General features: G+C 61.1%; 24 protein-coding genes. 11 read left to right on the forward strand and 13 right to left on the reverse strand.

The features are described from left to right. The first annotated feature begins 68 nt into the window (after positions 1-68). Entirely contained in the window at positions 69-575 is a 507-nt protein-coding gene (locus QOL84_RS08865) for a sigma-70 family RNA polymerase sigma factor (protein WP_283436961.1), read from the forward strand. Continuing rightward, the gene (locus tag QOL84_RS08870) at positions 572-1,327 is read left to right on the forward strand and encodes an anti-sigma factor family protein (protein ID WP_283436962.1); all 756 of its coding nucleotides are present in this window, start codon (positions 572-574) and stop codon (positions 1,325-1,327) included. Before QOL84_RS08865 ends, QOL84_RS08870 begins: the two co-directional genes overlap by 4 nt. 131 nt (positions 1,328-1,458) lie before the next feature. On the opposite strand, the gene QOL84_RS08875 is transcribed toward QOL84_RS08870, so the two are convergent. The 7 genes from QOL84_RS08875 to QOL84_RS08905 all read right to left on the reverse strand — a co-directional run bounded on the left by QOL84_RS08875 (position 1,459) and on the right by QOL84_RS08905 (position 7,930). Then, positions 1,459-2,391, reverse strand: coding sequence for a Csu type fimbrial protein (locus tag QOL84_RS08875; protein ID WP_372238477.1), 933 nt, complete (start codon positions 2,389-2,391; stop codon positions 1,459-1,461). 35 nt (positions 2,392-2,426) lie between these two features. Beyond that, the gene (locus tag QOL84_RS08880) at positions 2,427-4,784 is read right to left on the reverse strand and encodes a fimbria/pilus outer membrane usher protein (RefSeq protein ID WP_283436963.1); all 2,358 of its coding nucleotides are present in this window, start codon (positions 4,782-4,784) and stop codon (positions 2,427-2,429) included. Positions 4,785-4,885: 101 nt separating this feature from the next. Further along, the gene (locus tag QOL84_RS08885; RefSeq protein WP_283436964.1) at positions 4,886-5,674 is read right to left on the reverse strand and encodes a fimbrial biogenesis chaperone; all 789 of its coding nucleotides are present in this window, start codon (positions 5,672-5,674) and stop codon (positions 4,886-4,888) included. A gap of 34 nt (positions 5,675-5,708) precedes the next feature. Continuing rightward, positions 5,709-6,209 carry a Csu type fimbrial protein gene (locus tag QOL84_RS08890; protein ID WP_283436965.1) on the reverse strand — a complete coding sequence of 167 codons (501 nt, stop codon included), beginning with the start codon at positions 6,207-6,209 and terminating at the stop codon, positions 5,709-5,711. 4 nt (positions 6,210-6,213) lie between these two features. Further along, positions 6,214-6,750, reverse strand: a complete 537-nt coding sequence (locus QOL84_RS08895) for a Csu type fimbrial protein (RefSeq protein WP_129392063.1) — start codon at positions 6,748-6,750, stop codon at positions 6,214-6,216. Positions 6,751-6,770: 20 nt separating this feature from the next. Continuing rightward, positions 6,771-7,304 (reverse strand): Csu type fimbrial protein, encoded by a 534-nt coding sequence (locus QOL84_RS08900; RefSeq protein ID WP_129392059.1) that lies wholly within the window; start codon positions 7,302-7,304, stop codon positions 6,771-6,773. Between the two features lie 104 nt (positions 7,305-7,408). Beyond that, positions 7,409-7,930: a Csu type fimbrial protein gene (locus QOL84_RS08905; protein ID WP_283436966.1), complete on the reverse strand. Its 522-nt coding sequence runs from the start codon at positions 7,928-7,930 to the stop codon at positions 7,409-7,411. 286 nt (positions 7,931-8,216) lie between these two features. Between QOL84_RS08905 and zapE the strand changes: the two genes are divergently transcribed. Next, entirely contained in the window at positions 8,217-9,368 is a 1,152-nt protein-coding gene (zapE, locus tag QOL84_RS08910) for a cell division protein ZapE (protein ID WP_283436967.1), read from the forward strand. Between the two features lie 87 nt (positions 9,369-9,455). Further along, positions 9,456-10,769, forward strand: coding sequence for a leucine-rich repeat-containing protein kinase family protein (locus QOL84_RS08915; protein ID WP_283436968.1), 1,314 nt, complete (start codon positions 9,456-9,458; stop codon positions 10,767-10,769). Between the two features lie 127 nt (positions 10,770-10,896). Here QOL84_RS08915 and QOL84_RS08920 read toward each other — a convergent pair whose 3' ends face one another. Beyond that, complete coding sequence (locus QOL84_RS08920) at positions 10,897-11,601, reverse strand: YebC/PmpR family DNA-binding transcriptional regulator (RefSeq protein WP_129392049.1); 705 nt, start codon at positions 11,599-11,601, stop codon at positions 10,897-10,899. A 221-nt stretch (positions 11,602-11,822) separates the two neighbouring features. Between QOL84_RS08920 and QOL84_RS08925 the strand changes: the two genes are divergently transcribed. After that, positions 11,823-13,205, forward strand: coding sequence for a type VI secretion system Vgr family protein (locus QOL84_RS08925; RefSeq protein WP_283436969.1), 1,383 nt, complete (start codon positions 11,823-11,825; stop codon positions 13,203-13,205). Positions 13,206-13,309: 104 nt separating this feature from the next. Here QOL84_RS08925 and QOL84_RS08930 read toward each other — a convergent pair whose 3' ends face one another. Together QOL84_RS08930 and QOL84_RS08935 are read right to left on the reverse strand one after the other, a co-directional pair. Further along, positions 13,310-14,701 (reverse strand): FAD-dependent oxidoreductase, encoded by a 1,392-nt coding sequence (locus QOL84_RS08930; RefSeq protein ID WP_283436970.1) that lies wholly within the window; start codon positions 14,699-14,701, stop codon positions 13,310-13,312. A gap of 72 nt (positions 14,702-14,773) precedes the next feature. Further along, positions 14,774-16,099: an MFS transporter gene (locus QOL84_RS08935; RefSeq protein WP_129392040.1), complete on the reverse strand. Its 1,326-nt coding sequence runs from the start codon at positions 16,097-16,099 to the stop codon at positions 14,774-14,776. Between the two features lie 268 nt (positions 16,100-16,367). Between QOL84_RS08935 and QOL84_RS08940 the strand changes: the two genes are divergently transcribed. Further along, the gene (locus tag QOL84_RS08940; RefSeq protein ID WP_129392037.1) at positions 16,368-17,240 is read left to right on the forward strand and encodes a LysR family transcriptional regulator; all 873 of its coding nucleotides are present in this window, start codon (positions 16,368-16,370) and stop codon (positions 17,238-17,240) included. 125 nt (positions 17,241-17,365) lie between these two features. Then, positions 17,366-18,094 (forward strand): CatB-related O-acetyltransferase, encoded by a 729-nt coding sequence (locus tag QOL84_RS08945; RefSeq protein ID WP_283436971.1) that lies wholly within the window; start codon positions 17,366-17,368, stop codon positions 18,092-18,094. Positions 18,095-18,120: 26 nt separating this feature from the next. Here the strand turns inward: QOL84_RS08945 and QOL84_RS08950 are convergent, their stop codons facing one another. Continuing rightward, positions 18,121-18,981 carry a LysR substrate-binding domain-containing protein gene (locus QOL84_RS08950; RefSeq protein WP_283436972.1) on the reverse strand — a complete coding sequence of 287 codons (861 nt, stop codon included), beginning with the start codon at positions 18,979-18,981 and terminating at the stop codon, positions 18,121-18,123. Positions 18,982-19,093: 112 nt separating this feature from the next. Here QOL84_RS08950 and QOL84_RS08955 point away from each other — a divergent pair, with 112 nt between their 5' ends. The 3 genes from QOL84_RS08955 (at position 19,094) to QOL84_RS08965 (ending at position 21,914) form a co-directional block, all read left to right on the forward strand. Further along, a complete protein-coding gene (locus QOL84_RS08955) occupies positions 19,094-20,203 on the forward strand; it encodes a 2-aminoethylphosphonate--pyruvate transaminase (protein ID WP_283436973.1) in 1,110 nt (369 codons plus the stop codon). A gap of 146 nt (positions 20,204-20,349) precedes the next feature. Continuing rightward, positions 20,350-21,177 (forward strand): phosphonoacetaldehyde hydrolase, encoded by an 828-nt coding sequence (phnX, locus tag QOL84_RS08960; protein ID WP_283436974.1) that lies wholly within the window; start codon positions 20,350-20,352, stop codon positions 21,175-21,177. Positions 21,178-21,365: 188 nt separating this feature from the next. Next, complete coding sequence (locus tag QOL84_RS08965) at positions 21,366-21,914, forward strand: cytochrome b (RefSeq protein ID WP_283436975.1); 549 nt, start codon at positions 21,366-21,368, stop codon at positions 21,912-21,914. A gap of 316 nt (positions 21,915-22,230) precedes the next feature. On the opposite strand, the gene QOL84_RS08970 is transcribed toward QOL84_RS08965, so the two are convergent. Both QOL84_RS08970 and QOL84_RS08975 read right to left on the reverse strand, forming a co-directional pair. Then, positions 22,231-23,136 carry a 1-aminocyclopropane-1-carboxylate deaminase/D-cysteine desulfhydrase gene (locus QOL84_RS08970; RefSeq protein WP_283436976.1) on the reverse strand — a complete coding sequence of 302 codons (906 nt, stop codon included), beginning with the start codon at positions 23,134-23,136 and terminating at the stop codon, positions 22,231-22,233. A gap of 124 nt (positions 23,137-23,260) precedes the next feature. Continuing rightward, positions 23,261-25,300 (reverse strand): NADPH-dependent 2,4-dienoyl-CoA reductase, encoded by a 2,040-nt coding sequence (locus QOL84_RS08975; protein ID WP_129392014.1) that lies wholly within the window; start codon positions 25,298-25,300, stop codon positions 23,261-23,263. A 208-nt stretch (positions 25,301-25,508) separates the two neighbouring features. On the opposite strand from QOL84_RS08975, the gene QOL84_RS08980 reads away from it, so the two are divergent. After that, positions 25,509-26,639: a nitrilase-related carbon-nitrogen hydrolase gene (locus QOL84_RS08980; protein ID WP_283436977.1), complete on the forward strand. Its 1,131-nt coding sequence runs from the start codon at positions 25,509-25,511 to the stop codon at positions 26,637-26,639. Position 26,640: the final 1 nt, after the last annotated feature.

The raw sequence follows: 26,640 nt of genomic DNA on the forward strand, positions 1-26,640 counted from the left end.
CCGAACGTGGAATAACCTGCGGCGACGGACGTCTCCCTAGTCCACAGCGTAGTGACTAGCAGAATTTCATGAGCGAATTCGACGAACAGTTGAGAGAAATCATTCCCAGATTGCGCCGCTTTGCCGTGTCGTTAACGCGCAACAGCAGCAGCGCCGACGATCTGGTGCAGGGCTGTCTGGAGCGCGCCCTGTCGAATTGGGGCGCAAAACGCGCCGACGGCGACTTGCGAGCCTGGCTGTTTGCGATCCTCTACCGGCAGTTTCTCGATGCCCACCGGCGCTCGCGGCGCTATGCGCGGATGCTCGAATTCTTCACCGGTCGTGACGATGCCGAGCCTTCGGTAGAGCGCACCGTGATTGCCCAGTCGACCCTGCAGGCCTTCGACCGTTTGCCCACCGAACAGCGCGCGCTGTTGCTGATGGTTTCCGTGGAAGGCCTCACCTATAAAGAGGTCGCCGAGATTCTCGGCGCCCCGATCGGCACCGTGATGTCGCGCCTGTCCCGCGCCCGCCAGGCCTTGCGCCAACTCAGCGACGGCGAAATCAGCAGCCCTTCTTTGCGGATACTCAAATGATCAGCCTGCCTCCCAGCGAGCATGATTTGCATGCTTACGTCGACCACCAGCTCAGCGACGCCGATCGGCGTGTGCTGGAAGCCTGGCTGGCCAGTCACCCGGAACAGGCGGCAAAGCTGCGCGCCTGGCAACAGGATGCCCAGCAACTGCGCGCGGCGCTCGGCGGTGCCTTGCAGCAACCGGCCAATCCGGCACTTGAGCCGGCACTGATCCGCCAGCGCCGTCAGCGCCAGGCACGTCGCCATCTGGCCAGTGCGGCAGTGTTGATGATCGCGGTCAGCGTCGGCGGTTTCAGCGGATGGCAGGCCCGCGAGATGACGCTTGTGCGCCCTTCCCTGTTACCGATGACCGACGCGTTGCAGGCTTATCGGCTGATCGCCCAACAAGGGATGTTGCCGGCCGATTACAAGGTCGACAGTGACGGTGACATGCAGCGCTGGCTCGATCGTTATTTCACTCGGGCCACTCGTTTGCCGGATCTGAAAGCCGCCGGGTTCGAACCGGTCAGCGGACGCTTGCTCAGCACCGATGAAGGGCCGGCGGCGATGGTGATGTATGAGGATGGCAGCGGGCACAAGGTGAGCTTTTATGTTCGCCCACCGGGACCGAAAAACACCTTTTTGCCGCGCGGCACCCGCAGTGACGGCGATTTGCAAGCCGAGTACTGGTCGGGTGGCGGCTACAACTACGCAATGGTCAGCCCGACCGACTCGCCGGCGGCGCAACAGCTCAAGCATTCACTGCAATTCTGAACCGCCCCTGTAGGAGCTGCGGCACGCTGCGATCCTTTGATCTTGATCGTAAAAAACAGGATCAAAAGATCGCAGCCTCGTTGCACTCGACAGCGCCTGCAGGGGATGAGACCGGTCAGGAGGAAGTCAGGTCAAAAACCGACGTCGAGCACCACATTGTCCAGGTATGTGCCGGCCGGTGGTGTGGTCTGGTCGGTATAGATTTTTGCGTTGTAGTTGAAGATCTGGCTGCCGGTGCCCAAACCGTTGCCGGGATTGACCTCGGCATCGGTACTCGCGCGCCGCGCCGCGCCGACGCTGCCCCAGCGCGTGGTGCCGGCGCTTTTGAAAATGTCGTAGGCGAGGTAATTGCTCCCGGAAATCATCCGCCGCCGCCCGCCGGCGCTCAGCGGATTCTGGCCATCACTCAAACCCACCGTGTAGGCACTGCCCTTGGTGCAGGCCAGATTGATGGTCAGCCCGGTCACCGGGGTGAAGGCGCTGACCACCGGCGCGCTGCCGAAGGCAATGTTCGGCGCGGTAATCGTGCAGTCGTTGGACACGGTCAGGTTCACCGTCAGCGTGGTGGTTGCGCTGTTGATATCGCGCCCTAGGCAGATGGCGCCGATGCCGATCCCCGAGCAGTAATTCCAGTTCCAGAAAATGCTCAGGGTCTCGGTATACACCCCGGCGGCGACATTACTGCCGATGGTTGTGCCGAGGTAGAGCGGCACGGTTTTCGGCGTCGTGCCGTTGAGCAGGCCCAAGGCATCGATGATGCCGTTACGGGCAAAATCATAGGCGGTGCCGCGAGTCAGCGGGTAGCTGGTGCTGTTGTTGGCGTAGACCGTGTAACTGATGACATCGCCAGTCGGCCCGACCAGACCGCTTTGAGTCGAGGAAACCGTGCCCCAGAAATGGTCACCGCTGGTCAACAGTGACAACAGCGAACCGGTGCAACTCAACCCGCCATTGAGCGTCGAGCTGGGCTGCGAAACCGTGCGCACGGCAATCGAACTGAGCGTACCGAATGCCGCCGGAGTAGTGCTGACCACCGAACACAACGCCTGCGCCGCCCCCGGCATCAGCAATGCCAGCCACAAGCAAAACCGTGCAACGCTCACTGACACACCAACGGCCCGATCAGCGGCACCTGGTTCTGGTTCATGTCGACACTGAATTGCGCCTGACAGGTTTTGCCGTCAGCCAGCGTCACCTGCAAAGTGTTATGCGCCTGAAGGTTTTCCAGATAGACCAGCCCGTCCCAACCGACCACCGTCCGCGTGCCACTCTCCTGATGCAGCACGCCAGCGCCCAGCGCCAGTTCGCGCTGCTGCGGATCGACCAGGATGATGCTCGCGGCAATCACCCGGCTCAGCGGGAATTCCAGCAGATAACCACTGCCGCGACGCACGGCGATGCGTTGTTCGACGTTGGGGCTGCGCACATTCGGCGGCAGATTCAGCGGATCGATTTCGTACTTGCCACGGTAGTAGGCGCTGCTCCACGGCACCAGCAGGTGACCATTCTTGTCCGTCTGGCCGACCTGCTGGTTCTCGTAGCGCACCGGAATATCGGCAAAACCATCGGTACTGACCACCACAAACGCATCGTCGATTCGATTGGCGGCGAACACTTGCCGATCCATCCACACCAGCGAACCACTGGCATCGGCCCAACGGGTTTCAGCGTCGGAAGTGCCGTAGACGCCAGCCTGCAACTGCACCGATTGCAGGCGCCAGGTCACGTCGGCCTGACGGTAATCGGCGCCATCACCCTTGGCGTAACCCAGATTGAAACCGACGCCGCCCTCGGTGGGCACCGCACGACTGTAATTGACCCGCTGCTGACTCTGGCCGGTCTTGCTGCGCTCGCTGCTGATCGCCAGGCTGCCGCGCAAGTCGAACGGAATCACCAGTTGCGCCTGCACCGCCCATTTGCTGTCGCCGATCTCGCGGTTGGCCGAGAGATAGAAACTGCTGTTGCGCCACAGCGGTTTGCTCCAGCTCAGATTGAGCAGTCGCGTGCGTGAATCGTCCGCCGCGCGCACATCGAAGTAGCCCGCACCGAGGCTGCCCCAACGATCGAGATTGAGGCTCAGGGTCGCTTGTTCGCTGCGGCGGCTGAGGCTGATGTAGGGAGTGTCGATCACGGTCAGGTCGGCGTACTGATCATGGCGTTGCAGGCGTTGGTAGGAAAAACTGAAACGCTGATTGCTGTACTGGTAGCCGAGGCTCAGTTGCTCACCGACTTCACCGTCGAAACGGCTCTGGCTGAGCGCACTGTTGAGTACGCCGAAGTTACCCAGCCGCAGATTGCCACCGAGGCCGCCGAGGGTCAGTGAATCCGAAGCTTCGGCATGGCTTTCGAGGGTAAAGCTGTCGCTGACGCCATAACGCAGGCTGCCGGAGGTGACGCCGGTGCCGTAACTGAAATCCTTCAGGCCGTAGTCGCGGCGCAGCGTACCGGCAGCCACGGAAAAATCACTCAAGCCTTGTTGCAGCAGACTGCTGGTGACGTAGAACGGCAAGGTGGTCGACACCTGTCGACCGAGTGCATCGGTGGTCACCACCACGGCTTCACCGGCACCGTTGATGAACGGAATGTTGGTCAGGGTATAAGGGCCGGGCTGAAGATCGGCACTGCTGGACTTGTAGCCATTGATGAACAGATCCACTGACGACGGCACCGCCGCTTCACCGGCAAATTGCGGCAGCGGATAGGTCACCAGATCCGGGCGCACGGCAAAATCGCGCGAGAATTGCACACCGCCCAGCCGCACCGAACTGCTCCACGGCAAGGCACCGCTGATCACGTCGCCGGCTTCGTAGGTGAGCATTCGCTCATCGTCCGAGTAGCGCCACGTGGTGTCGTAGCGCAAGTAGCCATTGTCGAGGGTGTTGAGCGAATCACCGGACAGCGTGCGCCGGTACTGCCCAGTGTTGGACAGCGTGCCCCAGCTATCGAACAGGCGCACCTCGTTCCATGCGGCGAGATACGTGCCGGCATCGTCGGTGTCGTTGAGGTACAGATCGTAGTTGAACAGCGCGCCGAAACTGCTCAGCGCCGGAGTGCGTGGATAGGCCTGGCGATTACCGATGAATTGTTCGGGCAACCAGTCTGGCGGGACATCCAGCAACAGGCGCTGGCCGACGCTGTCGTAGTCGCTGTGCAGGCCCGGCAGGCTGTCGAGATCAACTTCCGCGCCGAGGTTGTCGGGCAGTTTCATGCCGGTTTCGCGCAACGCCGTAACCGGTATGAGCAGCTTCCCGCCACGCTGCTGCACCGCCACCACCCGTCCGGTATTCATCTGGTTGACCACCAGTTCGAGAAACAGCTGAGCATCACTCACCGCCTCCATGCCACTGGGTGGCGGCGGCAGTTCGCCGGCCCCGGAGGGTTGAACGAACACCAGGCAACACGCGCCGGTGATGTGCCACAGCGGACGCTGAATACGGCGAGCCCATCCTCGGCTCATACACGTTTTACGTCCGTCAATGGACTGAATCCTCCTGATACTGCGGTGGCCTGATACGGCTATGTCTGGCTCTCAGTCTTTGTCGGCCCACAACCACTCAATCAGCGTGCCGGGGTAATGCTCTGCACCTGCGGCGCGCCATTGACCCGTACCTGCAACGCCGAATCCCCGGCCAGCGAACCCGGCGCCGGCCAGCGCATCACCGCGCCCGGCAGCACATAACCGAGCAAGCCTTCGGCCAGCGGTTTGCTCTGCCCACCCTGTTTGATCGCGACATCCGTCAACCGTGCATGCACCGCGCCCTGATTGCGCACCTCGACGTAGGGCCGACCATCGACCGCCACCGTGCGCCAGCTCAATTGTGGCAAACCGATGCCCTTCGGATCTCGCGCACGCGTGCTGTCTTCCTTGCTCCACAGTCCCGCGCCGTAGGCAAACAGCGGCACCGAATAGCGCATCTGGAAGCGGATCGCTGCGGCGGTCTTGCCGCCGTCAGCAGAGGGTGGTTGTGCGGAAGGGATTTCGTCGATGATGATGCGGTAGGCCAGTTCCTGACCCGGCGGCACCTCTTTGGTTCGGGTCAGGCGCACCAGTTGTTTTTGCCCCGGTTCGATCTTCGCCACCGGCGGGCTGCCGATCACGTCGCGCTGATTCTGGTATTGCTCCTCGAAACCGTTCTGGCTCCAGCCAAACACGCGGATCTGCAGATTGGCGGTCTCGTTGCCGCGATTTTCGAGCCACAGTGCACTGGCCTGTTGATCGGCTTCGAGCACCGGGTCGATCGGCCAGATCAACACCGAACTGGCGGCGCCGGCATGGCCTGTTCCGAGCATGAGCAGCGCCAGCATCGCACTTTGCAGTAACGCGTGCCGTGACATGAATGACCCCATAGACCTGCTCCTTGTCGGCAATGGCTACTGCACCTCACCACGACAGTTGCACCTGCAACACGTCGCTGTACGTCCCCCCAGGCTGATTGCCCGGTAGTTGCACCTGACCGTAAATCGGCAGGCTGATGTTGTTCGCATCGCTGTACGCCACTGCCACGCTCTGGCCGATGCCCAGGCTCTGGCTATATGCCGCATCGCGAAACAGCGCATACGCCACCCGCGCACTGCCGCTGTTGACCTGCATGTGCCGGCCACTGCTGTTGTACTGACCGCCATCGACGCTCATGTTCAGCGTCACCCCGGGCGTGCATTGCAATTGCACGCCACCGGTCAGCGCGACCTGCACGGTGCCGGTGGCCAATGCCGAACGCGAGCCGAAATTCAGCCCGCCATAGTTCGACACACCGCCCACCACCAGGCATCCCGCCGTGACCGTGGCGCTGACCTGGAAACTCTGACTGGTCGCCGCCGTCAGCGGCAGCGGTGCACTGCCCGCACAGAGCAGGAGCAGCGCGGCGCATCCCTGCCGGCGCATGGCATCAGAACGTCAGTTCAACAGCGACGGTGTCGGTGTACGTGCCGGCCGGCAAACCGGCCTTGCCCACGGCCTGACCGTAGATATTCACGGTCTGCGCAACACCGGTACTCGCGGCGAGATTGATCGTCCCGTCGATCGCCAACAGCTGCGAATGACCGGCATCGGTGTACAAGTCGTACGGGACATAATTGGCCACGCCGTCAAACAGGGCGCGCGTGCCACCCGGTGATTTGCCGTCGTTGGCACCGGCGCGCACCTTGACCGTCGGCGTGGTGCCGCTGGAGCAAAGAATCGACAACGCCCCGCCGCCACCGCCGAGCACTTGCCCGGTGGCCGTGGTGAACAGGCTGTTGGCGGTGCCGAAGCTCAATGCACCGAAGTTCAGCCCGGTGGAACCACCGGCACCGTTGACCTGACAGCTGCTGATCAGGATCAGGCTGGAAGTGATCTGGCCGGTGACCGTGGTGGCGGCGTTGGCACTGGAAACCAGCGCCAGACCGAGCAGCGGCAAAGCTATCCTTGATGCAAACATACGCATGGTGTCCGTCCTCTACGGGGTTACCAGTCGAGCGTCACCGTCAGGGTGTCGGTATAGACCCCAGCCGGAACCGCGCGGGTATTCGCCACCACTGAGCCAAATACCGGAATGGGTATCTGCGCACCGCTGGTGACAGCGAAATTGTGTTGTTGGCCGATGCTGTAGCTCCGGGCGCCGGAGGGATCGACGAACAGTTGATAGGGAATGGTCTGGCGGCCATTGCTCAGGCGCCGGGTATTGCCGTCACCGTGGGTGCCGCCGTCGATAGTGACGGTGAAGCCGGTGACCGAAGGATTGCAGGCGACATTGAGTTTGCCGCTGCTGTCGCCGTCGAGACTGGCCTTGATCGGCGCATTCCAGGTGGGTCCCTGAAGACCGAAATCAAGTGTGCCAAGCTCACCCACCGGGCTGGCGGGATTGGAGGAGTTGGTGACTTCGCAGCCGGCAATCAGGATCAGCCGCGCGTGGATCTGCCCGCTGACAGCCGCCTGCGCGTCGTCGGCGAGTAATGCCAGCGTACCTGCTGCCATGACCATCCAGTGTTTGCCTGTCATTGCGCCCGTCCCTACTCCTTCAGGTGACTCCAACCCTTGCGTTCATCATTGAACGTCTTGACTGCACAACCCGAAACTTCCGGGTTGCCGGTAAAACCTCGCGATCACCAGGTGACCGTGACCTTGACCAGATCCGAATAACGGCTGACTCGCGGCACCTCGGTCAAACGCTCGATCCGTGCGTACAACGGCAACTCCACCGTGCCGCTGTCCGGCACGCGCCCGCTGACCGGCACATTCACCACCAGCGGCACACGCCGCGCGGCGTCCTGATACAGGCGATACGGAATCGGCTTGCTGTCAGCCGTACCGGCCAGGTAGCGAACCTCGCCGACGCCACCGTGCAGACCGCCATCGACACGCATTTGATACGGCGTGTCCGGATTGCATTCCAGCCGTGGCAAGCGTTGATTGGTCAGCGCTGCAGCCAATGGCCCGGCCGGGTCGTCGAGACGCGCGGTGCTGCCGAAATCGAGGACACCCAGTTGCTCGATGCCGGCCTCGCGCTGCTGGCCGATCAATTGGCAGCCGCGTTGCACATCGACGCGCACTTCGACCTGAAGATCCGCCGCGTATGCCGGTGCGCAAAACACTCCCAGCAGGCCCATGACCACTCGTGCATTCACTGCCCCATTCCTTGTCAGGGATCGCTTGCGTTGGCGTTACTGTGTTTCAGGTTAGCAACGGACGGCGATTGCGCCAGTCGATTGGATCCACTGAACGGCCGGGATATGTTTCGAAAGGTTGGCAACAGGGCGAATCATGTCGCTGAAAATAGCTGTACAGCCCGCAGAATATTGTTCAGTAACCGCCCATTCTCGATGCTCCGTGGTGGTCGCCCCGCTGAACGTCTGGTTACACTACCCCGCCGCGCTCAGTGGAGCCGGTTCGACCTGCCCGGAGTAACCCAGAGTGCCCGCCCGACTGCCCGACCGATCGCGACTGAGCCAGCGCTGGCCGGCGTTGCGCCGCTTGTTCGGCAAGGGCATGGCCGCCAGCGCCGGGCATGACGCCAGCGCGCAGTCGATCCGCGATTACTTCCGCAGCAAGGCCCACGAGCAGGGTTACACCCTCAGCGCCAGCCAAAAACAGGTAATCAATTGCATGGCACAGCAGGCCAGCCTGTTGCTCGGCGCCACACCACAGACAGCGCCGAGCCTGTATTTGTATGGCGCCGTCGGGCGCGGCAAGAGCTGGCTGCTTGATGGCTTTTTTCAGGCTCTGCCGATCACGCGCAAACGCCGCCTGCATTTCCATCAGTTCTTTGCGCAATTGCATCAGGGCATGTTCCGCCATCGCGAGCGCGATGATGCCCTCGAAACCAGCCTCGACGAGCTGTTACAGGACTGTCAGGTGCTGTGTTTCGACGAGTTTCATGTGCATGACATCGGCGATGCGATGCTCATCACCCGGCTGTTCAAAGCGCTGTTCAAGCGCGGGATATTGCTGTTGGTGACGTCCAACTACGCACCCGAAGGCCTGTTGCCCAACCCGCTCTATCACGCGCGGTTCAAACCGGTGATCGAACTGATCAATACGCGCATGCAGGTGATGGAAGTCGGCGGCCCGCATGATTACCGCAGTGTGGCGCGCAACCATGAACATCAAGTGTTTACCCACGGCCATTATGTGTGGCCGGGCACGCCGGCGCAGCGCCAGGCGCTGACTCTGCCAACTGAGGATGCTCCGCCGCTGTCGCTGGCGGTCGGTACCCGGCATTTTCGTGCACGTCTGATTGAAGGCCGACGTGTGGCTTTTACTTTCGCTGATCTGTGTGAACAGCCAACCGCGGTGATGGATTATCTGGAGTTGTGTCGGCGTTTCGACCACTGGGTGATTGACGATTTACCACTGCTGGGCGACTGCTCGATTGCCGCGCAACAACGCTTCATCAATCTGATCGACGTGCTCTACGACCAGGACAAACACCTGACGCTGATGGGTCGACTGTCGCTTTGCGAAAGCCTCGGCGGCGATGCGATCGACCTCGGGCGCACGCGTAGCCGGTTGGGACAATTGCAGGTTATTGCCCCTCTGTCTGACACCCCCGCTGAAAAAATCTGATCTGGCCGCAAATCGCCGCTTTGCCGTTATCATGTCGCCCATTCCGAGCGCTTCGCGTCTCTGCACCTTTCAAAAGTGAACACTGACATGCACACCCTTGCTCAACTGCGCGCCGGCGAGTTGTCGGGCATCACGCGGCTGGATCTGTCTTGCGGGCTGACCGAGTTTCCGCGCGAGATCTTCGAGCTGGCCGACACCCTCGAAATCCTTAACCTCAGCGGCAATGAACTCAGTAGCCTGCCGGACGATCTGCATCGCCTGACTCGGCTGCGCGTGCTGTTCTGTTCCGACAACCATTTCACTGAGCTGCCAGCCTGCCTCGGCCAATGCGCGGCGCTGACAATGATCGGCTTCAAGGCCAATCGCATCGTCGAGGTACCCGGCGCCGCGCTGCCGCCGCTGCTGCGCTGGCTGATCCTCACTGACAACCGCATTGACACCCTGCCGACTGAACTGGGCGAGCGCCCTTATCTGCAAAAACTCATGCTGTCGGGCAATTGTCTGCAAGCTCTGCCTGAATCGCTGCGCGACTGCCATCGACTGGAACTGCTGCGCATCTCGGTCAACCAGTTCAGCGAACTGCCGCAGTGGCTGCTGAGCTTGCCGAGCCTGACATGGCTGGCCTACGCCGGTAATCCGCTGGAAACCGAAGCCGACGCCGCCGCGCTGGAAGCCACGCCGCTGATTGATTGGTCGGCATTGCGCCTGGAGCAAAAACTCGGCGAAGGCGCCTCCGGGGTGATTTCCCGGGCGAACTGGCAGCACGCCGATGGCTCGCTGAAACCGGTCGCGGTGAAGTTGTATAAAGGTGAAATGACCAGCGACGGCTCGCCGTTACACGAAATGAACGCCTGCATCACCGCCGGCCTGCACCCGAACCTGATCCGCGTTGAAGGGCGTATCACCGCTCATCCCGACGGCCAGCAAGGGCTGGTGATGCAACTGATTGACCCGAGTTTTCGCAACCTCGCCGGATTGCCAAGCCTGGCCTCGTGTTCGCGGGATGTGTACGCCGATGATCTGCGCTTTACCGCCGACGTTGCCTTGCGCATTGCCAAGGGCATTGCCTCGGCAGCCGAGCATCTGCATGCGCAAGGCATCACCCACGGCGACCTGTACGGGCACAACATTTTGTTGAACGAACGGGGCGATTGCCTGCTGGGGGACTTTGGCGGGGCGTCGTTCCATGCCACGACGGATACCGCGCAGACGCGGGCACTGCAACGCATCGAGGTGCGTGCGTTTGGCGTGTTGCTGGGGGAATTGCTGGCGCGCATCGACTCGGGGTTGAGTGCAGAGCGGCGTTTACATTGGGAAGCGCTGGAACGGTGTTGCTGCCAGGCGGATGTGCGGGCGCGACCGGGGTTCAGTGAAGTGTTGCGCGAACTTGAAAATCTGTGACCGCGGCGCGGTCAATCGCGGGCAAGCCCGCTCCCACAGTGTCCGTGTCGTGCACAAAATATGTGAACTGCGCAAAAACCTGTGGGAGCGGGCTTGCCCGCGATGAGGCCATCACTGGCGAAACAGATCAGCCAGCCAGACCGACGAACATGTCCTGCACGTCATCATGGTTGTCGAGGCCTTCGAGGAACGCTTCAACTTCAGCCATCTGCTCGTCGCTCAGGCCGCTGACCGGGTTCTTCGGCTGGTAGCCAAGCTTGGCCGACAAGACCGTGAAGCCTTGCTCGGGCAGGGATTTCTGCACGGCGTCGAGGTCAGTCGGGTCGGTCAGGAACAGCGTCGCACCGTCTTCACCTTCTTCAAAATCCTGGGCACCGGCTTCGATCGCGGCCATTTCCGGATCGGCGTCCGGGGTGTCCGGCGAGGCTTCGATCATGCCGACGTGGTTGAAGTCCCAGGCCACGGAGCCGGAAGCGCCCAATTGGCCCTTGCGGAACGCCACGCGGATCTCCGCCACGGTGCGGTTGACGTTGTCGGTCACGCACTCGACGATCAGCGGCACCTGATGCGGGGCGAAGCCTTCGTAGGTCACGCGATGGTATTGCACCGCTTCACCCAGCAGGCCCGCGCCTTTCTTGATCGCGCGATCAAGGGTTTCTTTCGGCATCGAGGCTTTCTTGGCCTGTTCGACCACCAGACGCAAGTGTGCGTTGGTGGCGGTATCGGCACCGTTGCGTGCAGCAATGGTGATTTCTTTCACCAGTTTGCCGAAGATTTTGCCCCTGGCGTTGGCTGCCGCTTCTTTGTGTTTAACCTTCCACTGTGCGCCCATTACTCACTCTCTTGATCTGTGGCGCCGAGACATCTATTGGCCGACGCGTGGCGCCAAGTTTATACGGCCTAAAGTCGGCAATCGACCAAAAAAATCGTAATGCTGAATCGACATTTTCGCCAGAGCGTGTAGGGCTATTCTGAAAAGCCGCTTTGCCATAAGCATTCGGCGCTGCGGTTTCGTACCCTCTGGGGCCGTATTGCCAGACAGAGCCTGTGCGAATGCTCAATGACATGGAAAGTCCCTTCACGCTGACCCTGACCGACAGTGGATTGCAAATGCCGGTGTTGCGCTTTCGCGGTGAGGAAGCGCTCAACCAGCCCTACCGCTTCGACATCGAACTGATCAGCCTCGGCCCGGCCATGACGCCAGGCACGCTGTTGCAGCAACCGGCATTCCTGCATCTGAGTGATCATCACGGGGTTCACGGGCGCATCGACAGCGCCAGTTGCGAACATCGCGGTGCGCATCGGGTCGGCTATCGAGTGGTGCTGGTGCCCTCCCTTCAACAACTCGCGCAAGCACAAAAACGCCGCGTCTTTGTGCACTTGAGCGTGCCGCAGATTCTCCAACAGTTACTCGAGGAAAACGCGCTGCCGGTCGACAGTTACCGAATGGAAGTGATCGTCGGCCAATACCCCCAGCGCGAGTTCTGCATTCAATATGAGGAAAGCGATCTGGCCCTGCTGCACCGCTTGTGCGAGGAAGAAGGCATTCATTACCACTTCGAACATGGCCCGGACGGGCATGTCGTGGTGTTCGCCGACGACAGTCTGAGTTTGCCGCAAGAGCCCACGCTGCTGCCGTTCAGCCTCGATGACGAGGCGCCCTCGCCGCACATCGCGACGCTGTTCCAGCGGCATGACGCGGTGCCAGTCGCACCGCAACGTCATGTACGCAATCGCGGGCAACGAGACCTGCGCGAGGATGCCGCGAACCAGAGCATAACGGGGCCGACAACAACGCTGTCCCAGCCACATCGCTATGCCGAACAACGCAGCCGTCGTCATCTGCAACGTCAGCGCTGCGAATATCGCTCGATCCATGGCCGCAGCGATTGCGTGGACCTGCTCAGCGGTCAATTGGTCCAGGTTGCGGAGCATCCGATCAACAGTTTCAACGAACAATGGTTGATCACCGAAATGCGCCATCACGGGCAACAGCCGTCGATTCTCGAGCCGACACCCAGCGTTTACCGCTACCACAACGATTTCGTTGCCCTGCCCTGGTCGACGGAATTTCGTCCGGCACTCAAACAGCCGCGACCGGCGATCCCCGGTTATCACCTGGCGCGCGTACTCGGCACGCCCGGGCAGCCGGCATCTCTCGATGACCAGGGCCGGATCAACGTCAGTCTGTGGTCTGTCGCAACGGTGCAGGCCGACGATGGAATATGGCTGCCAATTGCCCTGACCAACGCCAATGGACGGATCGCCGCCAATGAACTGCCCTGTGCCGGCAGCGAGGTGTGGGTGAGTTTTCTCGACAGCGATCCGGATCGACCGATCCTCTGCCTGGGCACGCAAGGCGAACTGCCGCAGCAACAAATACCGCCCACTCAAGACAATCCCCAGTTACTCGACTGGCTCCTCTACCGCAACTAAAAAACCCCGTGTAGGAGCTGCCGCAGGCTGCGATCTTTTGATCTGGTCTTTTACAAACAAGATCAAAAGATCGCAGCCTGCGGCCGCTCCTACATGAGGGGGAGTCAGGCTTTGTCGGCCTTGCCCGCCGCCGCAGCGAATTTCGCCAGCCGTACGTCCAGGTGCCGTGGCAGCCGACCGTGGTCTTCAGCGCGCTCCTTGCGCCGGATGGCGTTGCGCACCATCAGCGAACCCAGATAACGGATCGGCTCCGGCGGAAAGTAGCCCAGCGGGCCGTTGACCAGCGGCGAGCGCGTCCACGGGTTATCCAGGCCTTGCACCAGCGACGCGAGAATCTGCCCGCCCATGTGACACGGGCCAACGCCGCTGCCGGAATAGCCGAAACCGTAGAACACATTGCCGCTGCTGCTCATCTGCCCGAAAAACGGCAGGCCGGTCACCGAGCGATCCGAAGGACCGTTCCAGGTCGCGTCGACTTTGACCTCGGCAAACGCCGGAAAAAAATCGCCGAGACTGCGCTTGAGTAATCCGGCGTACGGCGACGGCTGATCGAACACCGGCAGCATTCGCCCACCAAAGGCAAACGTGTTACCGCCCTTGCCAAGCATGATCCGGCCGTCCGGGGTGTTGTGGTAGTAGTGCACGAAGATCCGCGAATCGAGCACGGTGACACCACTGGTCAAGCCGATTTCCTGCAGCAGTTCCGGGCGCGGCTCGGTGATCAGCATGTCGCTGGAAACGATCGCCACGCTGCGTTCGAACTGCGGGAAAGCGCGGGCCATCCACGCATTCATCGCCAGCACCACGCGGTCGGCGACAACCCTGCCGGTGGCGGTATGAATGCGCGCCGGGCGGCCCTCTTCAAGGCCGGTCATCGCCGTGTTTTCATGGATCTTCACGCCGAGCTGCAAGGCCACACGGCGTAATCCGCGCACCAGTTTGCCCGGTTGCACACTGGCCGCCGCCGGCGAGAACCAGCCTTCCAGATGCTTGGCGGAACCGGCCATGCGCTGCACATCGGCGAGCGGGCGCTGGCTGAACGAGTTGATGCCATTGCGCTCCAGCGCCGCGATCACTGCGTCGGTCGAGCCGACCTGCGCACGATTGGTCGCGGTGTACAGCGTGCCGTCGAGCCGGTAATCGGCATCGACGCCGTACTGTTCGCAGAACTCGCCGATGGCATGAATGCTGCGCTCAGATTCCTTGACCAGGCGCACTGCTTCCTCGACGCCGAACAGGCGCTCCAGGGTGAAATACTTGGCCGACCACGACAACGCGCAGCCACCGTTGCGCCCACTGGCACCAGCGCCGCAGATGTCGGCCTCGATCAGCAACACATCGAGCTCCGGGTTCTGCTGCTTGAGCATGATCGCTGTCCACAACCCGGTGTAACCGCCGCCGACGATGCACACGTCAGTGCGCACTTCGCCTTGCAGCGGTGCACAGGTTTCAGACGTGTCGGTGTGCAGGGCCTGCTCCAGCCAAAACGGTCTCATGGGTTTTCTCCAGTCAGTTGGCCACGCCACAGCCTGCCGCGTGCGTCGCAGCAGGCCGCGAGGCAAGGGTTTTCAGGAACGCAGGGGTTTGATCGTCAACGGGCAATTGGGGATGGAGGCGCGTGGTTCCATCACACCGACCGGGCGGCTGTTCCAGTGCGGAATCAGCACCAGCGCCGAAAACAGCGCGCAACCGGCAAACACGATGAACACCGTGACTGAGTCGAAGTAACCCGGCAACAAGCCACCGAGCACCGCACCGACCGATCCGCAGCCGTTGACGAAACCGGCCGCCGTGGCACCGGCCTTGGCTTTGCCGAAGTCGATGGCCGCTGCGCCGCTGATCATCGAATCCGGGCCGTACAGGGTCAGGCCCATGACAAACAGCAGTGCGACCACCAGCAAAACACTACCGGTGTGCAGAGCGCCCATGAACAGCGCCAGCGTCACGGTCAGTGCGAGCAGACTAAGCACGCAGGCCGGCATGCGCCGGGCGCCGAAGAGCTTGTCCGAGGCCAGGCCAATCATGATCGGCCCAAGCAGACCGGCCAGCTCGAACGAGGTCGGAATGATTGCCGCACCGACCTTGCCAACGCTGGGCATTTGCTCGAAGACAATCACCGGGCCCCACAGCAGAATCGCGTAACGCGCCGGTTTCAGCATGAAATACGCCAGGCCCAGCACCAGCACCGTGCGATTGCGCAGGATTTCCTTTAACGGTTCCCAGACGCTGAGTTTGCTGTTGGCTTCGGTCTCCTCTGCGCTGAGTTCCGGCTCCGGCTCGACCGCCGGCAGGCCAACATCTTCCGGTTTGTTGCGCTGGAAGATGAAGAACACCACCGCCACCACCGCGACCACCGCTGCGCTGGAAATAAACGCCGCGTGCCAACTGCCCACCAGCGTATACGCCCACCAGCCGGCAAACGGCGAAGCCACCAGACCACCGAAGGCGTAGCAGGAACTCCATAAACCGAGCACCCGCCCGCGCTGTTGCGCAGGGAAGAAACTGCCAAGGTTTTTACACAACCCCGACCACCCGGTGGACTGCGCCAGGCCCTGAATCAACATGCAGGTAGCGAAGATTGGTAGTGTCGCGTAGCTACCCATCACCAGCGCCGCTGCGGCGGAAATCAGCAAACCGCCAAGCACCACGACCCGTGGGCCAAAGCGGTCGGCGAGCATGCCCCAGGTGAATTGGCCGATGGCGTAAGCCGCCAGATAGATCGCATCAAGGTTGGCCATGGCCATCTTGTCGAGCATGAAGGTGGGGTCTTCGGCGATGCCGAGTTTGGCCACCGAGAAAGCTTTGCGGGTGAAGTAGAAAGCGGCGTACGCGAGCCAGGTGACAGCGAAGATCTGCACGCGCCAACGCGCAATGGTGCCGATGTGCTTGTTCATGGTGGTTCTGACCTCAGGGTGTGAGTGTGCCGGCAGAATCGTTAAGAAAAACGCCTGTGTTTTTATTGTTGAGCACTGCGATATCCCCCCATCCCTATGGCGATACCGGTCAGATGAGTCCTGCTGTTGCACGCACAGGCTCATGGCCATTGCTGCTCCCGAACGAGCAGTCAGCGATGGCGTGAGCCGATCAAAGCAATTACTGTTTAATAAATAAAATCGATTTATCGTATTTCACACATAAGCTCAGCTTGTTACTGGAGCATTCATGTCCGTCTCCCACGCCCAGCTCAAAGCCTTCCATGCCGTGGCCGTGCATGGAAGCTTCACCAAAGCCGCCGAGCGGCTTTTTCTCACGCAACCGGCGATATCCGACCAGGTGCGCAAACTGGAGGAGCGTTTCGGCGTTCTGCTGTTTCACCGCAATAAGCGTTCCGTGCGCCTGACCGATCTTGGTGAGCGCTTGCTGGCGATCACCCAGCGCCTGTTCGTGATTGAAGCCGAAGCGCAGGAATTGTTGCAGGAATCCCAGGCCCTGCAGACCGGCAGCCTGATTCTGGCAGTCGATGCGCCGGTGCACGTGTTGCCGCAGATCGCGCGGTTCTGTGAGCGTTATCCGGGGATCAGCGTGAAAATCGAGACTGGCAACACCGATGAATCGCTGTTTCGCCTGTTCAACTATCAGGCCGATCTGGCGTTGCTCGGGCGCGATGTCAGTGACGAGCGTTTGCTCTGCGTGCCGCTGCGCAACGACCCGATGGTCGCATTCGTCTCACGCCATCACCCGTGGGCCGAGCGTGAATCGATTTGCCTGGCGGACCTCGATGACACGCCGTTGGTGTTGCGCGAACACGGCTCGGTGACACGGCAGACGCTGGAGGAAGAAATGGCCCGCGCCGGGTTTCGCATTCGCCCGGCGATTCAGGTTGAAGGCCGCGAAGCCGCGCGCGAGGCGGTGGTGGTGGGGATTGGCGTGGGGGTGGTGTCGGCGGCAGAGTTTGGTGCGGATTCGCGGGTCTGCGCATTGCCAATCATTGATTGCACGCGCCGGCTGACGGAGACGCTGGTGTGCCTGCGCGAGCAGAGTTCGCGGCGGGTGGTGGCGACGTTTTTGCAGATGGTGCGCGAGAGTCTGGTGTAGCTGTGCCCTGACCTGAACGTCAGCTACACTGGCGCCTTGCCATCTGTCACAAAAAATTTCGCAGCATCACCGTCTGAGACGCATCGAGCCTGTCGCGGCTCGACCATGGAATCGAAGTACGCATCGTGAAGAAAATAATAAATTCAGTTCGGAATCATTTCTGGAAAAAATCCATTCGCCAGCATGCCTGCAAAGTCGCCGGCGGGATTTTTTCGTTGCACAAGCGATCGACACTGACGCTCGAAGAACACGTCAGCATCGGCCACGTGGTGATCGAGTCGAAACACCTCGCCATCGGTGCGCACACCTACATCAGAAGTGATTGCGTACTGTCTGCGGTTTCCTCCATTGGCCGCTTCTGCTCGATCAGTACCCGCTGCTTTATCGGCCAGCAAAAGAGCTCTCATCCAACCGACTGGCTCAGTTCTCACCCCTTTCAGTACACCGATACCGCCCTGATCTTCGACCCGGTGGTGGCCGACGTCACGATCGGTCACGACGTGTGGATCGGCCACAGCGCGATGATCCTCGAAGGCGTGCAGGTCGGCACCGGCGCAATCATCGCGACGCGCGCGCTGGTGACCCAGGATGTTCCGCCTTACGCAATCGTTGCCGGCACCCCGGCGAAAATCATCAAATACCGGCATGACCCGCACACCATTGCACGCTTGCTTGACAGTCAGTGGTGGAACCTCGATGTGCAATTGCTGCAGACGCTGCCATTGAATGATCCTGCCGCCGCGCTGGACCAACTGGAGAGCATGCAGCTGAAGCAGGCGAATTACCCAAGAATCGAAATCACCCGAAAAAGTACCGCGATCCTGCCGGCTCAGCCGCAATTGACCATGGCCTGAACTGGATGCCGCGACTGCGCCTGAGGTCAGCCAGGCGCCAACGCGAAAAACGCCTGGATCAAACGCAAATCCCGGCGCCGCTCCATGCAGCCGATCATGTGCCGGTTGACCAGGCCGTCGCCGATGATCGGAATCGCCACCACGCGCGGGTCATGGCTGACTTCCACCGATGACACCACACCGACACCCAGCTCAGCGGCGACGGCTTCCGTCACCGCCTCACGGCTATCGAGTTCCAATAACACCCGTGGATGAATCGAGGCCTGTTCACACGCTTGATCAAAGGTACGCCGGGTGATCGAACTCGGTTCACGCAGCACCATGATCACCTGATCCAGCTCCTTGAGCTTGACCTCCCCCGCGCGCGTCGCCCAGGCATGCGTTGCCGGCACCAACGCGCAAATCCGCGATTCGCTCAAGCCTTGCAGGTGCAGGCCTTTGCGCGGTTCGACTTCAGTCAGCACCGCCACATCGGCATGCTCGGACAACAGCGCCGCGAGGGTTTCCTGCGCATTGCCCAAGCGCAGATTCACGGTAATCCCCGGATACCGCGCGCGCAGGCTGGCGAGCATCGGCATGACCATGTGCGGGCCGTCCGCCGCCACTTCCAGACGCCCGGTAAGCAATTGTCGATTGGCCTCAAGCAGCACCTGCGCCTCTTCCGCGAGGCCGAACATCGCCCGGGTGATCGCCGCCAGTTTTGTGCCCTCCTCGGTCAGCTCCACTCGTCGCGCGGTGCGCCGCAGCAAGGTGATCTGGTAGTGCTCCTCCAGCGCCTTGATGTGCCCGGTGACCGCCGGCTGACTGATGAATAACCGCGCAGCAGCCCGGGTAAAGCTGCCTTCGCGGGCCACGGCGTCGAAGGCGCGCAGCTGAAACAGATTCATGAATAGCTCTCGCTGATGGCTGGCATAACAACAAACAATTTGATTGATGCAACGCCGAATTGCAACGTATGCCCCGTAGCTTCATCCCACAGCGCTATCCGAGGACACACGAATGAGTATCGCCGAACCCATCCTGCTCACTCCCGGCCCGTTGACCACTTCGGCCCGCACCCGTCAGGCGATGATGGTCGACTGGGGATCATGGGATGACCGCTTCAATCAACTGACCGCCAGCCTGTGCGAACAATTGCTGGCGATCCTCAACGGCGCGGCCACTCACCATTGCGTGCCGTTGCAGGGCAGCGGCACCTTCGCCGTCGAGGCGGCGATCGGTACTCTGGTGCCGCGTGACGGCAAAGTCCTGGTGCTGATCAACGGTGCCTACGGCAAGCGTCTGGCGAAGATCTGCGAAGTGCTCGGCCGCTCGTTCAGCACTTTTGAAACCGCTGAAGATGAACCGACCACCGCCGCCGACGTCGACCGTCTGCTGCGCGCCGACAGCGACATCACTCACGTCGCGCTGATCCACTGCGAAACCAGCACCGGGATTCTTAATCCTTTGGCGGAAATCGCCGAAGTCGTTGAGCAACACGGCAAACGCCTGATCATCGATGCCATGAGTTCCTTCGGAGCGTTGCCGGTGGATGCGCAAAAAGTCCCGTTCGATGCCTTGATCGCGGCCTCCGGTAAATGCCTGGAAGGCGTGCCGGGAATGGGTTTTGTCTTCGCCCGCAAAGAGTCGCTGGCGGCTGCCGCCGGCAATTCGCATTCGTTGGCGATGGATCTGTTCGACCAGCACGCCTACATGATGAAAACCGGCCAATGGCGCTTCACCCCGCCGACCCACGTGGTCGCGGCGCTGCACGAAGCATTGCTGCAATACAACGAAGAAGGTGGCCTGCCGGCGCGGCATGCGCGCTACGCCGCCAACTGTCAGGCACTGATGGAAGAGATGGCCAAACTCGGTTTGCGCAGCTTCCTGCCGGCGGCGATTCAGGCGCCAATCATCGCCACGTTCCATGCGCCGAACGATCCGCGGTACCAGTTCAAGGACTTCTACGAACGGGTCAAGGCCAAGGGTTACATCCTCTATCCCGGCAAACTGACTCAGGTCGAAACCTTCCGCGTCGGCTGCATCGGCCACGTCAGCCCGGACGAAATGCGCCAGGCCGTCGCGGCGGTGGGCGAAGTGCTGCGCGAAATGGAAGTCCTCGACATCTAAAACCCACCCTAAATCCCCTGTAGGAGTGAGCCTGCTTGCGATAGCGGTCGAACATTCAACATTTTTTGTCGACTGACACGCCCTCATCGCGAGCAGGCTCACTCCCACAGTTTGAATTGCATTGCCAAATCAGGAATTTAATTGCCATGAACTACGTCAATCCAAGCAAGCTGCAAGCCGCGATCCTCGACTGGGCCGGCACCGTGGTCGATTTCGGTTCTTTCGCGCCGACGCAGATTTTCGTCGAAGCCTTCGCCGAATTCGATGTACAGGTTTCCATCGAAGAAGCCCGCGGGCCGATGGGCATGGGCAAGTGGGATCACATCCGTACCCTCTGCGATCAGCCGCAAGTCGCCGAGCGTTATCGCAAAGTCTTCGGCCGCACGCCGACCGACGATGACGTCACCGCGATCTACAAGCGTTTCATGCCCCTGCAGATCGAGAAGATTGCCGAACACTCGGCGCTGATTCCCGGCGCCCTGGAAACCATCGCCAAGCTGCGCGAGCAAGGGATCAAGATCGGTTCGTGCTCCGGCTACCCGAAACAGGTCATGGATAAAGTCGTCGAACTGGCCGCCAGCAACGGTTATGTCGCCGACCACGTGGTCGCCACCGACGAAGTGCCGAACGGTCGCCCATGGCCGGCTCAAGCACTGGCCAACGTAATTGCACTGGGCATCGACGATGTCGGTGCCTGCGTGAAGATCGACGACACCGTGCCCGGCATCCTCGAAGGCCGCCGCGCCGGGATGTGGACGGTCGCGCTGATCTGCTCCGGCAATGCGCTGGGCCTGGATTACGCCGGTTTCCGCGCCTTGGGCAGCGATGAACTGGCCAGCGAACGCAAACGCATTCACGCACTGTTCGAAAGCTCGCGCCCGCACTATATGATCGACACCATCACTGACTTGCCGGAAGTGATTGCCGACATCAACAAGCGTCTGGCCAAGGGTGAGATGCCGCAGACGAGCTGATTGCGTTATGCGCGGCAAACAAAAACGCCAGTGTCTGACCGACACTGGCGTTTTTTTAGGTAGAACCCCTGACTCAGAGCATTGAAAGTCCGATCAGCTTCAGGCAAATCCGCCAAAGCGGATTACAGTTAAAGCATGCCGTCGCACAAGAACGGCCGTTTTGACCCTGATCTGTGAGGAAACACCGTATGCCGTGGACAAGTTCAGAATCGCGCTACAGCACTGTGTCGGTGCTGCTGCACTGGCTGATGCTGGTGTTGTTGGTGCTGGTGTACGCCAGCATGGAATTGCGCGGTTTCTTCCCCAAAGGCAGCGGCGGCCGCACGCTGATCCGCGAAGTGCATTACATGCTTGGCCTGACCGTGTTCGTGCTGGTGTGGTTTCGCCTGCTCGCGCGCAGCCTCGGCCCGGCACCGAAGATCTTCCCCGCTTCGCCGCAATGGCAAACCGTGCTGGCGCGGCTGATGCACTGGGCGCTGTACCTGTTCATGATCAGCATGCCGATTCTCGGCTGGCTGATTACCAGCGCCGAGGGGCATCAGGTGATGTTTTATGGCTTTGATCTGCCGCTGCTGGTTGCGGAGAACAAGGATTTCGCCAAGCAGGTCGAGCACTGGCACGTGCTGATCGGCACGATCGGATACTGGCTGATCGGGCTGCATGCGCTGGCGGGGATCTATCACCATTACGTGGTAGGCGATAACACGCTGCTGCGGATGATGCCCAAGCGCGGGTGAAACCACCGGGATCTCACTGTGGCAATACATCCATTGTTGCTGGCATTTATCTGAGGCACTGCAAACCATTGTGGCTGGCAATGGGATCTATCTGAGGCAATACAGATCACTGTGGCTGGCAATGGAATCTATCTGTGGCACTGCAAACCACTGTGGCGAGGGGATTTATCCCCGTTGGGCTGCGAAGCAGCCCCAAAACCTCAAAACGCGGTGTGTCAGACTGAACAGTGTGGGCTGAATTGGGGCTGCTTCGCAGCCCAGCGGGGATAAATCCCCTCGCCACAATGAATCTCCATATGACAGAAATAGGGTGCGGTCAGGGACAGGTGCTGAAACCGCGTCTGCCCTGCAGGCCGCCGGTGTGGACGACGATCAGTCGTGTGCCGCTGGCAAATCTGCCTGCTTCTATCTGTTCCTTGAGGGCCATCAGCGCTTTGCCGGTATAGAGCGGTTCCAAGGGCACACCGCTAGCCTGTTCGGTCTGCTCAATAAACGCGAGCAACGCCGAATCAACCCTGGCAAAACCACCACGGCTGGCCTCGATCAACTCGTAGCCCGCATTCGCCAATCCTGCTGCTTGCAGGATCGCCTCGATGTGCGGCGCCACACCGTGATCCTCCGGCACCGCCAGTGCGCCAAACACCGGATGCGCCCCCGCCTCCGCCAGCACTAACCCGGCCAATGTCGTGCCGGTGCCGCAGGCCAGCCACCAGCCGTGGTAATCGCTCCAGCCGAGCGTGGGCAATTGTGTATCGAGTTGCTGTTTGAGCGCAGCGCAACCCAGCGCGCCGGCCAATCCACCGCCGCCCTCCGGCACCGCATACAGTTGCGGGTACTGCGCCTGCCAAGGTTCCCAGAACCCCGGCTCATTCCGCGCGCGGTAGCCGCCGTAACCCAACCAGTGCAACTGCATGCCGAACGCTTGCAAATCCTGCACGGTCGGCGTTTCCTGCGCATGCCCACGCAACAGCCCGACAGTCTTGAATCCCAACCGTTTGCCCGCCGCCGCCAACGCATGCAGATGATTGGAGTGAGCACCACCGAGACTGATGATGCCTTCAGCACCGGCACCCTCGGCGGCTTTGAGGTGTTCAGAGAGTTTGAACCATTTATTGCCGCTGATCAGCGGGTCAATCTGGTCGAGGCGCAGGATCGCGACCTCAATGCCGGCAGCGCTGAGCCAGTCCAGATGAAGGTGTTCGAGGGGGGCGTGGGCAAACATGAGCAGAGCATGATCTGAAAAAAACACATACTAGTAGGAGCTGCCACAGGCTGCGATCTTTTGATCCTGTTTTTGAAAACCCAGATCAAAAGATCGCAGCCTGCGGCAGCTCCTGCAGGGGTGTTTACAGTTCAGCGGCGAGGCGTGAGCCTTGGTTGATGGCGCGCTTGGCGTCTAGCTCGGCCGCGACATCGGCGCCGCCGATCAGGTGCACGTTTTGCCCGGCTTCCACCAAGCCATCGTGCAGCTCACGCAGCGGATCCTGCCCCGCGCAGATCACGATGTTGTCCACCGCCAGCAATTGCGGCTCGCCGGCTTCGCCGATGCGGATGTGCAAACCCTCGTCGTCAATGCTCAGGTATTCAACGCTGTTGAGCATTTGCACCTGCTTGTTCTTCAAACCGGTACGGTGAATCCAGCCAGTGGTTTTACCCAGGCCATCGCCGACCTTGGTTTTCTTGCGCTGCAACAGGAACACTTCACGGGCCGGAGCGTGCGGCGCCGCTTTGATCCCGGCGACGCCACCGCGTGCTTCCAGCTTCGTATCGATGCCCCATTCTTTCCAGAACGCGGCACGGTCCTGACTGGTCGCAACGCCTTCATGGACGAGGAACTCCGAGACGTCAAAACCGATACCGCCCGCGCCGATCACCGCGACACGCTTGCCGACCGGTTTACGCTCAAGGATCACGTCGATGTAGCTCAGCACCTTGGCATTCTCGACGCCCGGAATCGCTGGCAAACGCGGCGCAATGCCGGTGGCGAGGATGATTTCGTCGTAGCCGCCTTCAAGCAGTTTCGCCACATCGACGCGAGTGTTCAGGCACACCTCGACATTCGTCGTCTGCAACTTGCGCTTGAAGTAGCGCAGGGTCTCGAAGAACTCTTCCTTGCCCGGTACACGCTTGGCAATGTTGAACTGGCCGCCGATTTCGCTGGCCGAATCGAACAGGGTCACCTGATGGCCACGCTCGGCCGCCACGGTTGCAGCGGACAGACCGGCAGGGCCAGCGCCGACTACGGCAATCTTCTTGATCTGCTGCACCGGCAGATAGTTGAGTTCGGTCTCGTGGCAGGCACGCGGGTTGACCAGGCAACTGGTCAGCTTGCCGCCAAAGGTGTGATCGAGGCACGCCTGGTTGCAACCGATGCAGGTGTTGATCTCGTCGGCGCGGCCTTCGGCAGCCTTGTTGACGAAGTCCGGATCGGCGAGGAACGGCCGCGCCATCGAGACCATGTCGGCATCGCCTTCGGCAAGAATCTGCTCGGCGATTTCCGGGGTGTTGATGCGGTTGGTGGTGATCAACGGAATGCTCACCGAACCGCGCAGCTTGGCCGTGACCTTGCTGAACGCGGCACGCGGCACTTTGGTGGCGATGGTCGGAATCCGCGCTTCGTGCCAGCCGATGCCGGTATTGATGATGGTCGCGCCGGCCTGCTCGATGGCTTTGGCGAGGATGACGATTTCATCCCAAGTGCTGCCGCCCTCGACCAGATCGAGCATCGACAGACGGAAAATGATGATGAAATTCGGGCCGACGGCTTCGCGCACGCGGCGAACGATTTCCACCGGCAGGCGCATGCGGTTTTCGTAACTACCGCCCCAACGGTCAGTGCGATGGTTGGTGTGCGCGGCGAGGAACTGGTTAATGAAATAACCTTCCGAGCCCATGATCTCGACGCCGTCGTACTCGGCGGTTTGTGCCAATACCGAGCAGGTGACGAAATCGCTGATCTGCTTCTCGATGCCTTCCTCGTCCAGCTCTTTGGGCTTGAACGGGTTGATCGGCGCCTGGATCGCGCTCGGTGCGACCTGCTTCGGGCTGTAGGCATAACGGCCGGCGTGAAGGATCTGCATGCAGATCTTGCCGCCCGCCTCGTGCACCGCGCGGGTGACGATGCGGTGCTTGAGCGCTTCTTCTTCGGTGGTCAGCTTGGCCGCGCCGGAGTACACCCCGCCCTCGTCGTTCGGACCAATCCCGCCGGTGACCATCAGGCCGACACCGCCGCGCGCGCGTTCGGCGAAGTACGCCGCCATGCGCTCGAAGCCGCCCGGCTTCTCTTCCAGACCGGTGTGCATCGAGCCCATCAGGGTGCGGTTGCGCAGCGTGGTGAATCCCAGGTCCAGCGGGGCCAACAGGTGCGGGTAATGAGCGGCGGTCATCGGTAACTCCACAACGAGCGTTCACGGAAAAAGTGCGGGAGCTCTGCGTCCCCCGTCAGTCATGTGGCACAGACTAAGAGTCGCACCGTTGTCACTCAATGACCGTAACTGACAACTTATTGATCCAAATGCGCAGCGCCTCTTGGCAATCGGCGCCATGGGCCCTACCCTAGTCGCCACACCCTGTACCCGGCTGTTGTTGGTTTTCATGCGCAAACTTTTGTACCTGACATTTTCCATGGCCATCGTGGCCGTCCTGACCACCTACGCCATGTGGGCGGCAGACCGGCCGGCGGGCCATTACCTGTCGGACCTGCGCATCAAACTGGCGGTCGATGAGGGCACGCCTGCCGACCGCGGCAACCTGCTGGGCATCCAGCCCGAACTGTTCCCCACCGACTATCAAAGCCCCGAACGCCTGCACCGCAAACTCGCGGCGTATCTGCAACAGGCTCAGGATCAAGGCTTGTTGAACGAGAAAACCGTAGTGGTGTTGCCGGAGCATGTCGGCACGTGGCTGATGATCAGCGGCGAGAAAGACGAGCTGTATCAGGCGCCGACCCTCGCCGAAGCGATGAACTGGCTGGCCGCGAGCAACCCGCTGTTGTTCGCCCGTGCCTGGCTCAGCGCCAAGGGCAATAGTCGTCTCGATGACGCCCATCTACGTATGAAATCCAAGGCGATGGCCAAGGATTATCAGGCGCTGTTCGGTGGCTTGGCCAAGGAATTTCATGTGACGCTGGTGGCCGGCTCGATCGTCTTGCCGGAGCCAAGCATTCGCGATGGCCAGCTCAAACCCGGCAGCGGCGCACTGTTCAACAGCAGCGTGGTGTTTGGTCGCGATGGCGTGCCGTTGGGGCAACCGCAGCGGCAGATGCACCCGATCTTCGATCAACGCGATGTGATCGAGGGCGAAGATCAACACGCGATCAACGTCGTCGACACGCCCGCCGGGCGCTTGGGCATCCTCATCGGCAGTGACAGCTGGTATCCGGACAATTACCGCAAACTCAACGAGCAAGGTGCGCAACTGGTCGCGGTGCCGGCGTTCGTGGTGGGTCATGGCGTGTGGAATCAACCGTGGGGCGGCTATAAAGGTTCGAGCACGCCGGGCTCGGTCAGCCTCAAGCCCGGTGAAGTCAGTGAAGGCCAGGCCTGGCATCGCCTGACCCTCACTGCGCAGCCGCCGAGCAGTCGCGCGATCGCTGGCGTGAGCGTGTTCCTGCGCGGGCAGTTCTGGGACAAGTCGAGTTCCGGGCAAAGCTTTCTCAGCAGCAACGGCCAGCAGTTTGCCGACGGCGAAGCGCGTGGCGCGCGTTTGCTGAATGTCTGGTTGTAAA

Source organism: Pseudomonas helmanticensis, from assembly GCF_900182985.1.
GTDB lineage: Bacteria > Pseudomonadota > Gammaproteobacteria > Pseudomonadales > Pseudomonadaceae > Aquipseudomonas > Aquipseudomonas helmanticensis.

Coding starts and splice junctions, on each gene's coding strand:
- QOL84_RS08865 (WP_283436961.1), top strand. CDS start 69: ATGAGCGAATTCGACGAACAGTTGAGAGAAATCATTCCCAGATTGCGC.
- QOL84_RS08870 (WP_283436962.1), top strand. CDS start 572: ATGATCAGCCTGCCTCCCAGCGAGCATGATTTGCATGCTTACGTCGAC.
- QOL84_RS08875 (WP_372238477.1), bottom strand. CDS start 2,391: ATGCCGGGGGCGGCGCAGGCGTTGTGTTCGGTGGTCAGCACTACTCCG.
- QOL84_RS08880 (WP_283436963.1), bottom strand. CDS start 4,784: ATGAGCCGAGGATGGGCTCGCCGTATTCAGCGTCCGCTGTGGCACATC.
- QOL84_RS08885 (WP_283436964.1), bottom strand. CDS start 5,674: ATGGGGTCATTCATGTCACGGCACGCGTTACTGCAAAGTGCGATGCTG.
- QOL84_RS08890 (WP_283436965.1), bottom strand. CDS start 6,209: ATGCGCCGGCAGGGATGCGCCGCGCTGCTCCTGCTCTGTGCGGGCAGT.
- QOL84_RS08895 (WP_129392063.1), bottom strand. CDS start 6,750: ATGCGTATGTTTGCATCAAGGATAGCTTTGCCGCTGCTCGGTCTGGCG.
- QOL84_RS08900 (WP_129392059.1), bottom strand. CDS start 7,304: ATGACAGGCAAACACTGGATGGTCATGGCAGCAGGTACGCTGGCATTA.
- QOL84_RS08915 (WP_283436968.1), top strand. CDS start 9,456: ATGCACACCCTTGCTCAACTGCGCGCCGGCGAGTTGTCGGGCATCACG.
- QOL84_RS08920 (WP_129392049.1), bottom strand. CDS start 11,601: ATGGGCGCACAGTGGAAGGTTAAACACAAAGAAGCGGCAGCCAACGCC.
- QOL84_RS08925 (WP_283436969.1), top strand. CDS start 11,823: ATGCTCAATGACATGGAAAGTCCCTTCACGCTGACCCTGACCGACAGT.
- QOL84_RS08930 (WP_283436970.1), bottom strand. CDS start 14,701: ATGAGACCGTTTTGGCTGGAGCAGGCCCTGCACACCGACACGTCTGAA.
- QOL84_RS08935 (WP_129392040.1), bottom strand. CDS start 16,099: ATGAACAAGCACATCGGCACCATTGCGCGTTGGCGCGTGCAGATCTTC.
- QOL84_RS08940 (WP_129392037.1), top strand. CDS start 16,368: ATGTCCGTCTCCCACGCCCAGCTCAAAGCCTTCCATGCCGTGGCCGTG.
- QOL84_RS08950 (WP_283436972.1), bottom strand. CDS start 18,981: ATGAATCTGTTTCAGCTGCGCGCCTTCGACGCCGTGGCCCGCGAAGGC.
- QOL84_RS08955 (WP_283436973.1), top strand. CDS start 19,094: ATGAGTATCGCCGAACCCATCCTGCTCACTCCCGGCCCGTTGACCACT.
- phnX (WP_283436974.1), top strand. CDS start 20,350: ATGAACTACGTCAATCCAAGCAAGCTGCAAGCCGCGATCCTCGACTGG.
- QOL84_RS08965 (WP_283436975.1), top strand. CDS start 21,366: ATGCCGTGGACAAGTTCAGAATCGCGCTACAGCACTGTGTCGGTGCTG.
- QOL84_RS08970 (WP_283436976.1), bottom strand. CDS start 23,136: ATGTTTGCCCACGCCCCCCTCGAACACCTTCATCTGGACTGGCTCAGC.
- QOL84_RS08975 (WP_129392014.1), bottom strand. CDS start 25,300: ATGACCGCCGCTCATTACCCGCACCTGTTGGCCCCGCTGGACCTGGGA.
- QOL84_RS08980 (WP_283436977.1), top strand. CDS start 25,509: ATGCGCAAACTTTTGTACCTGACATTTTCCATGGCCATCGTGGCCGTC.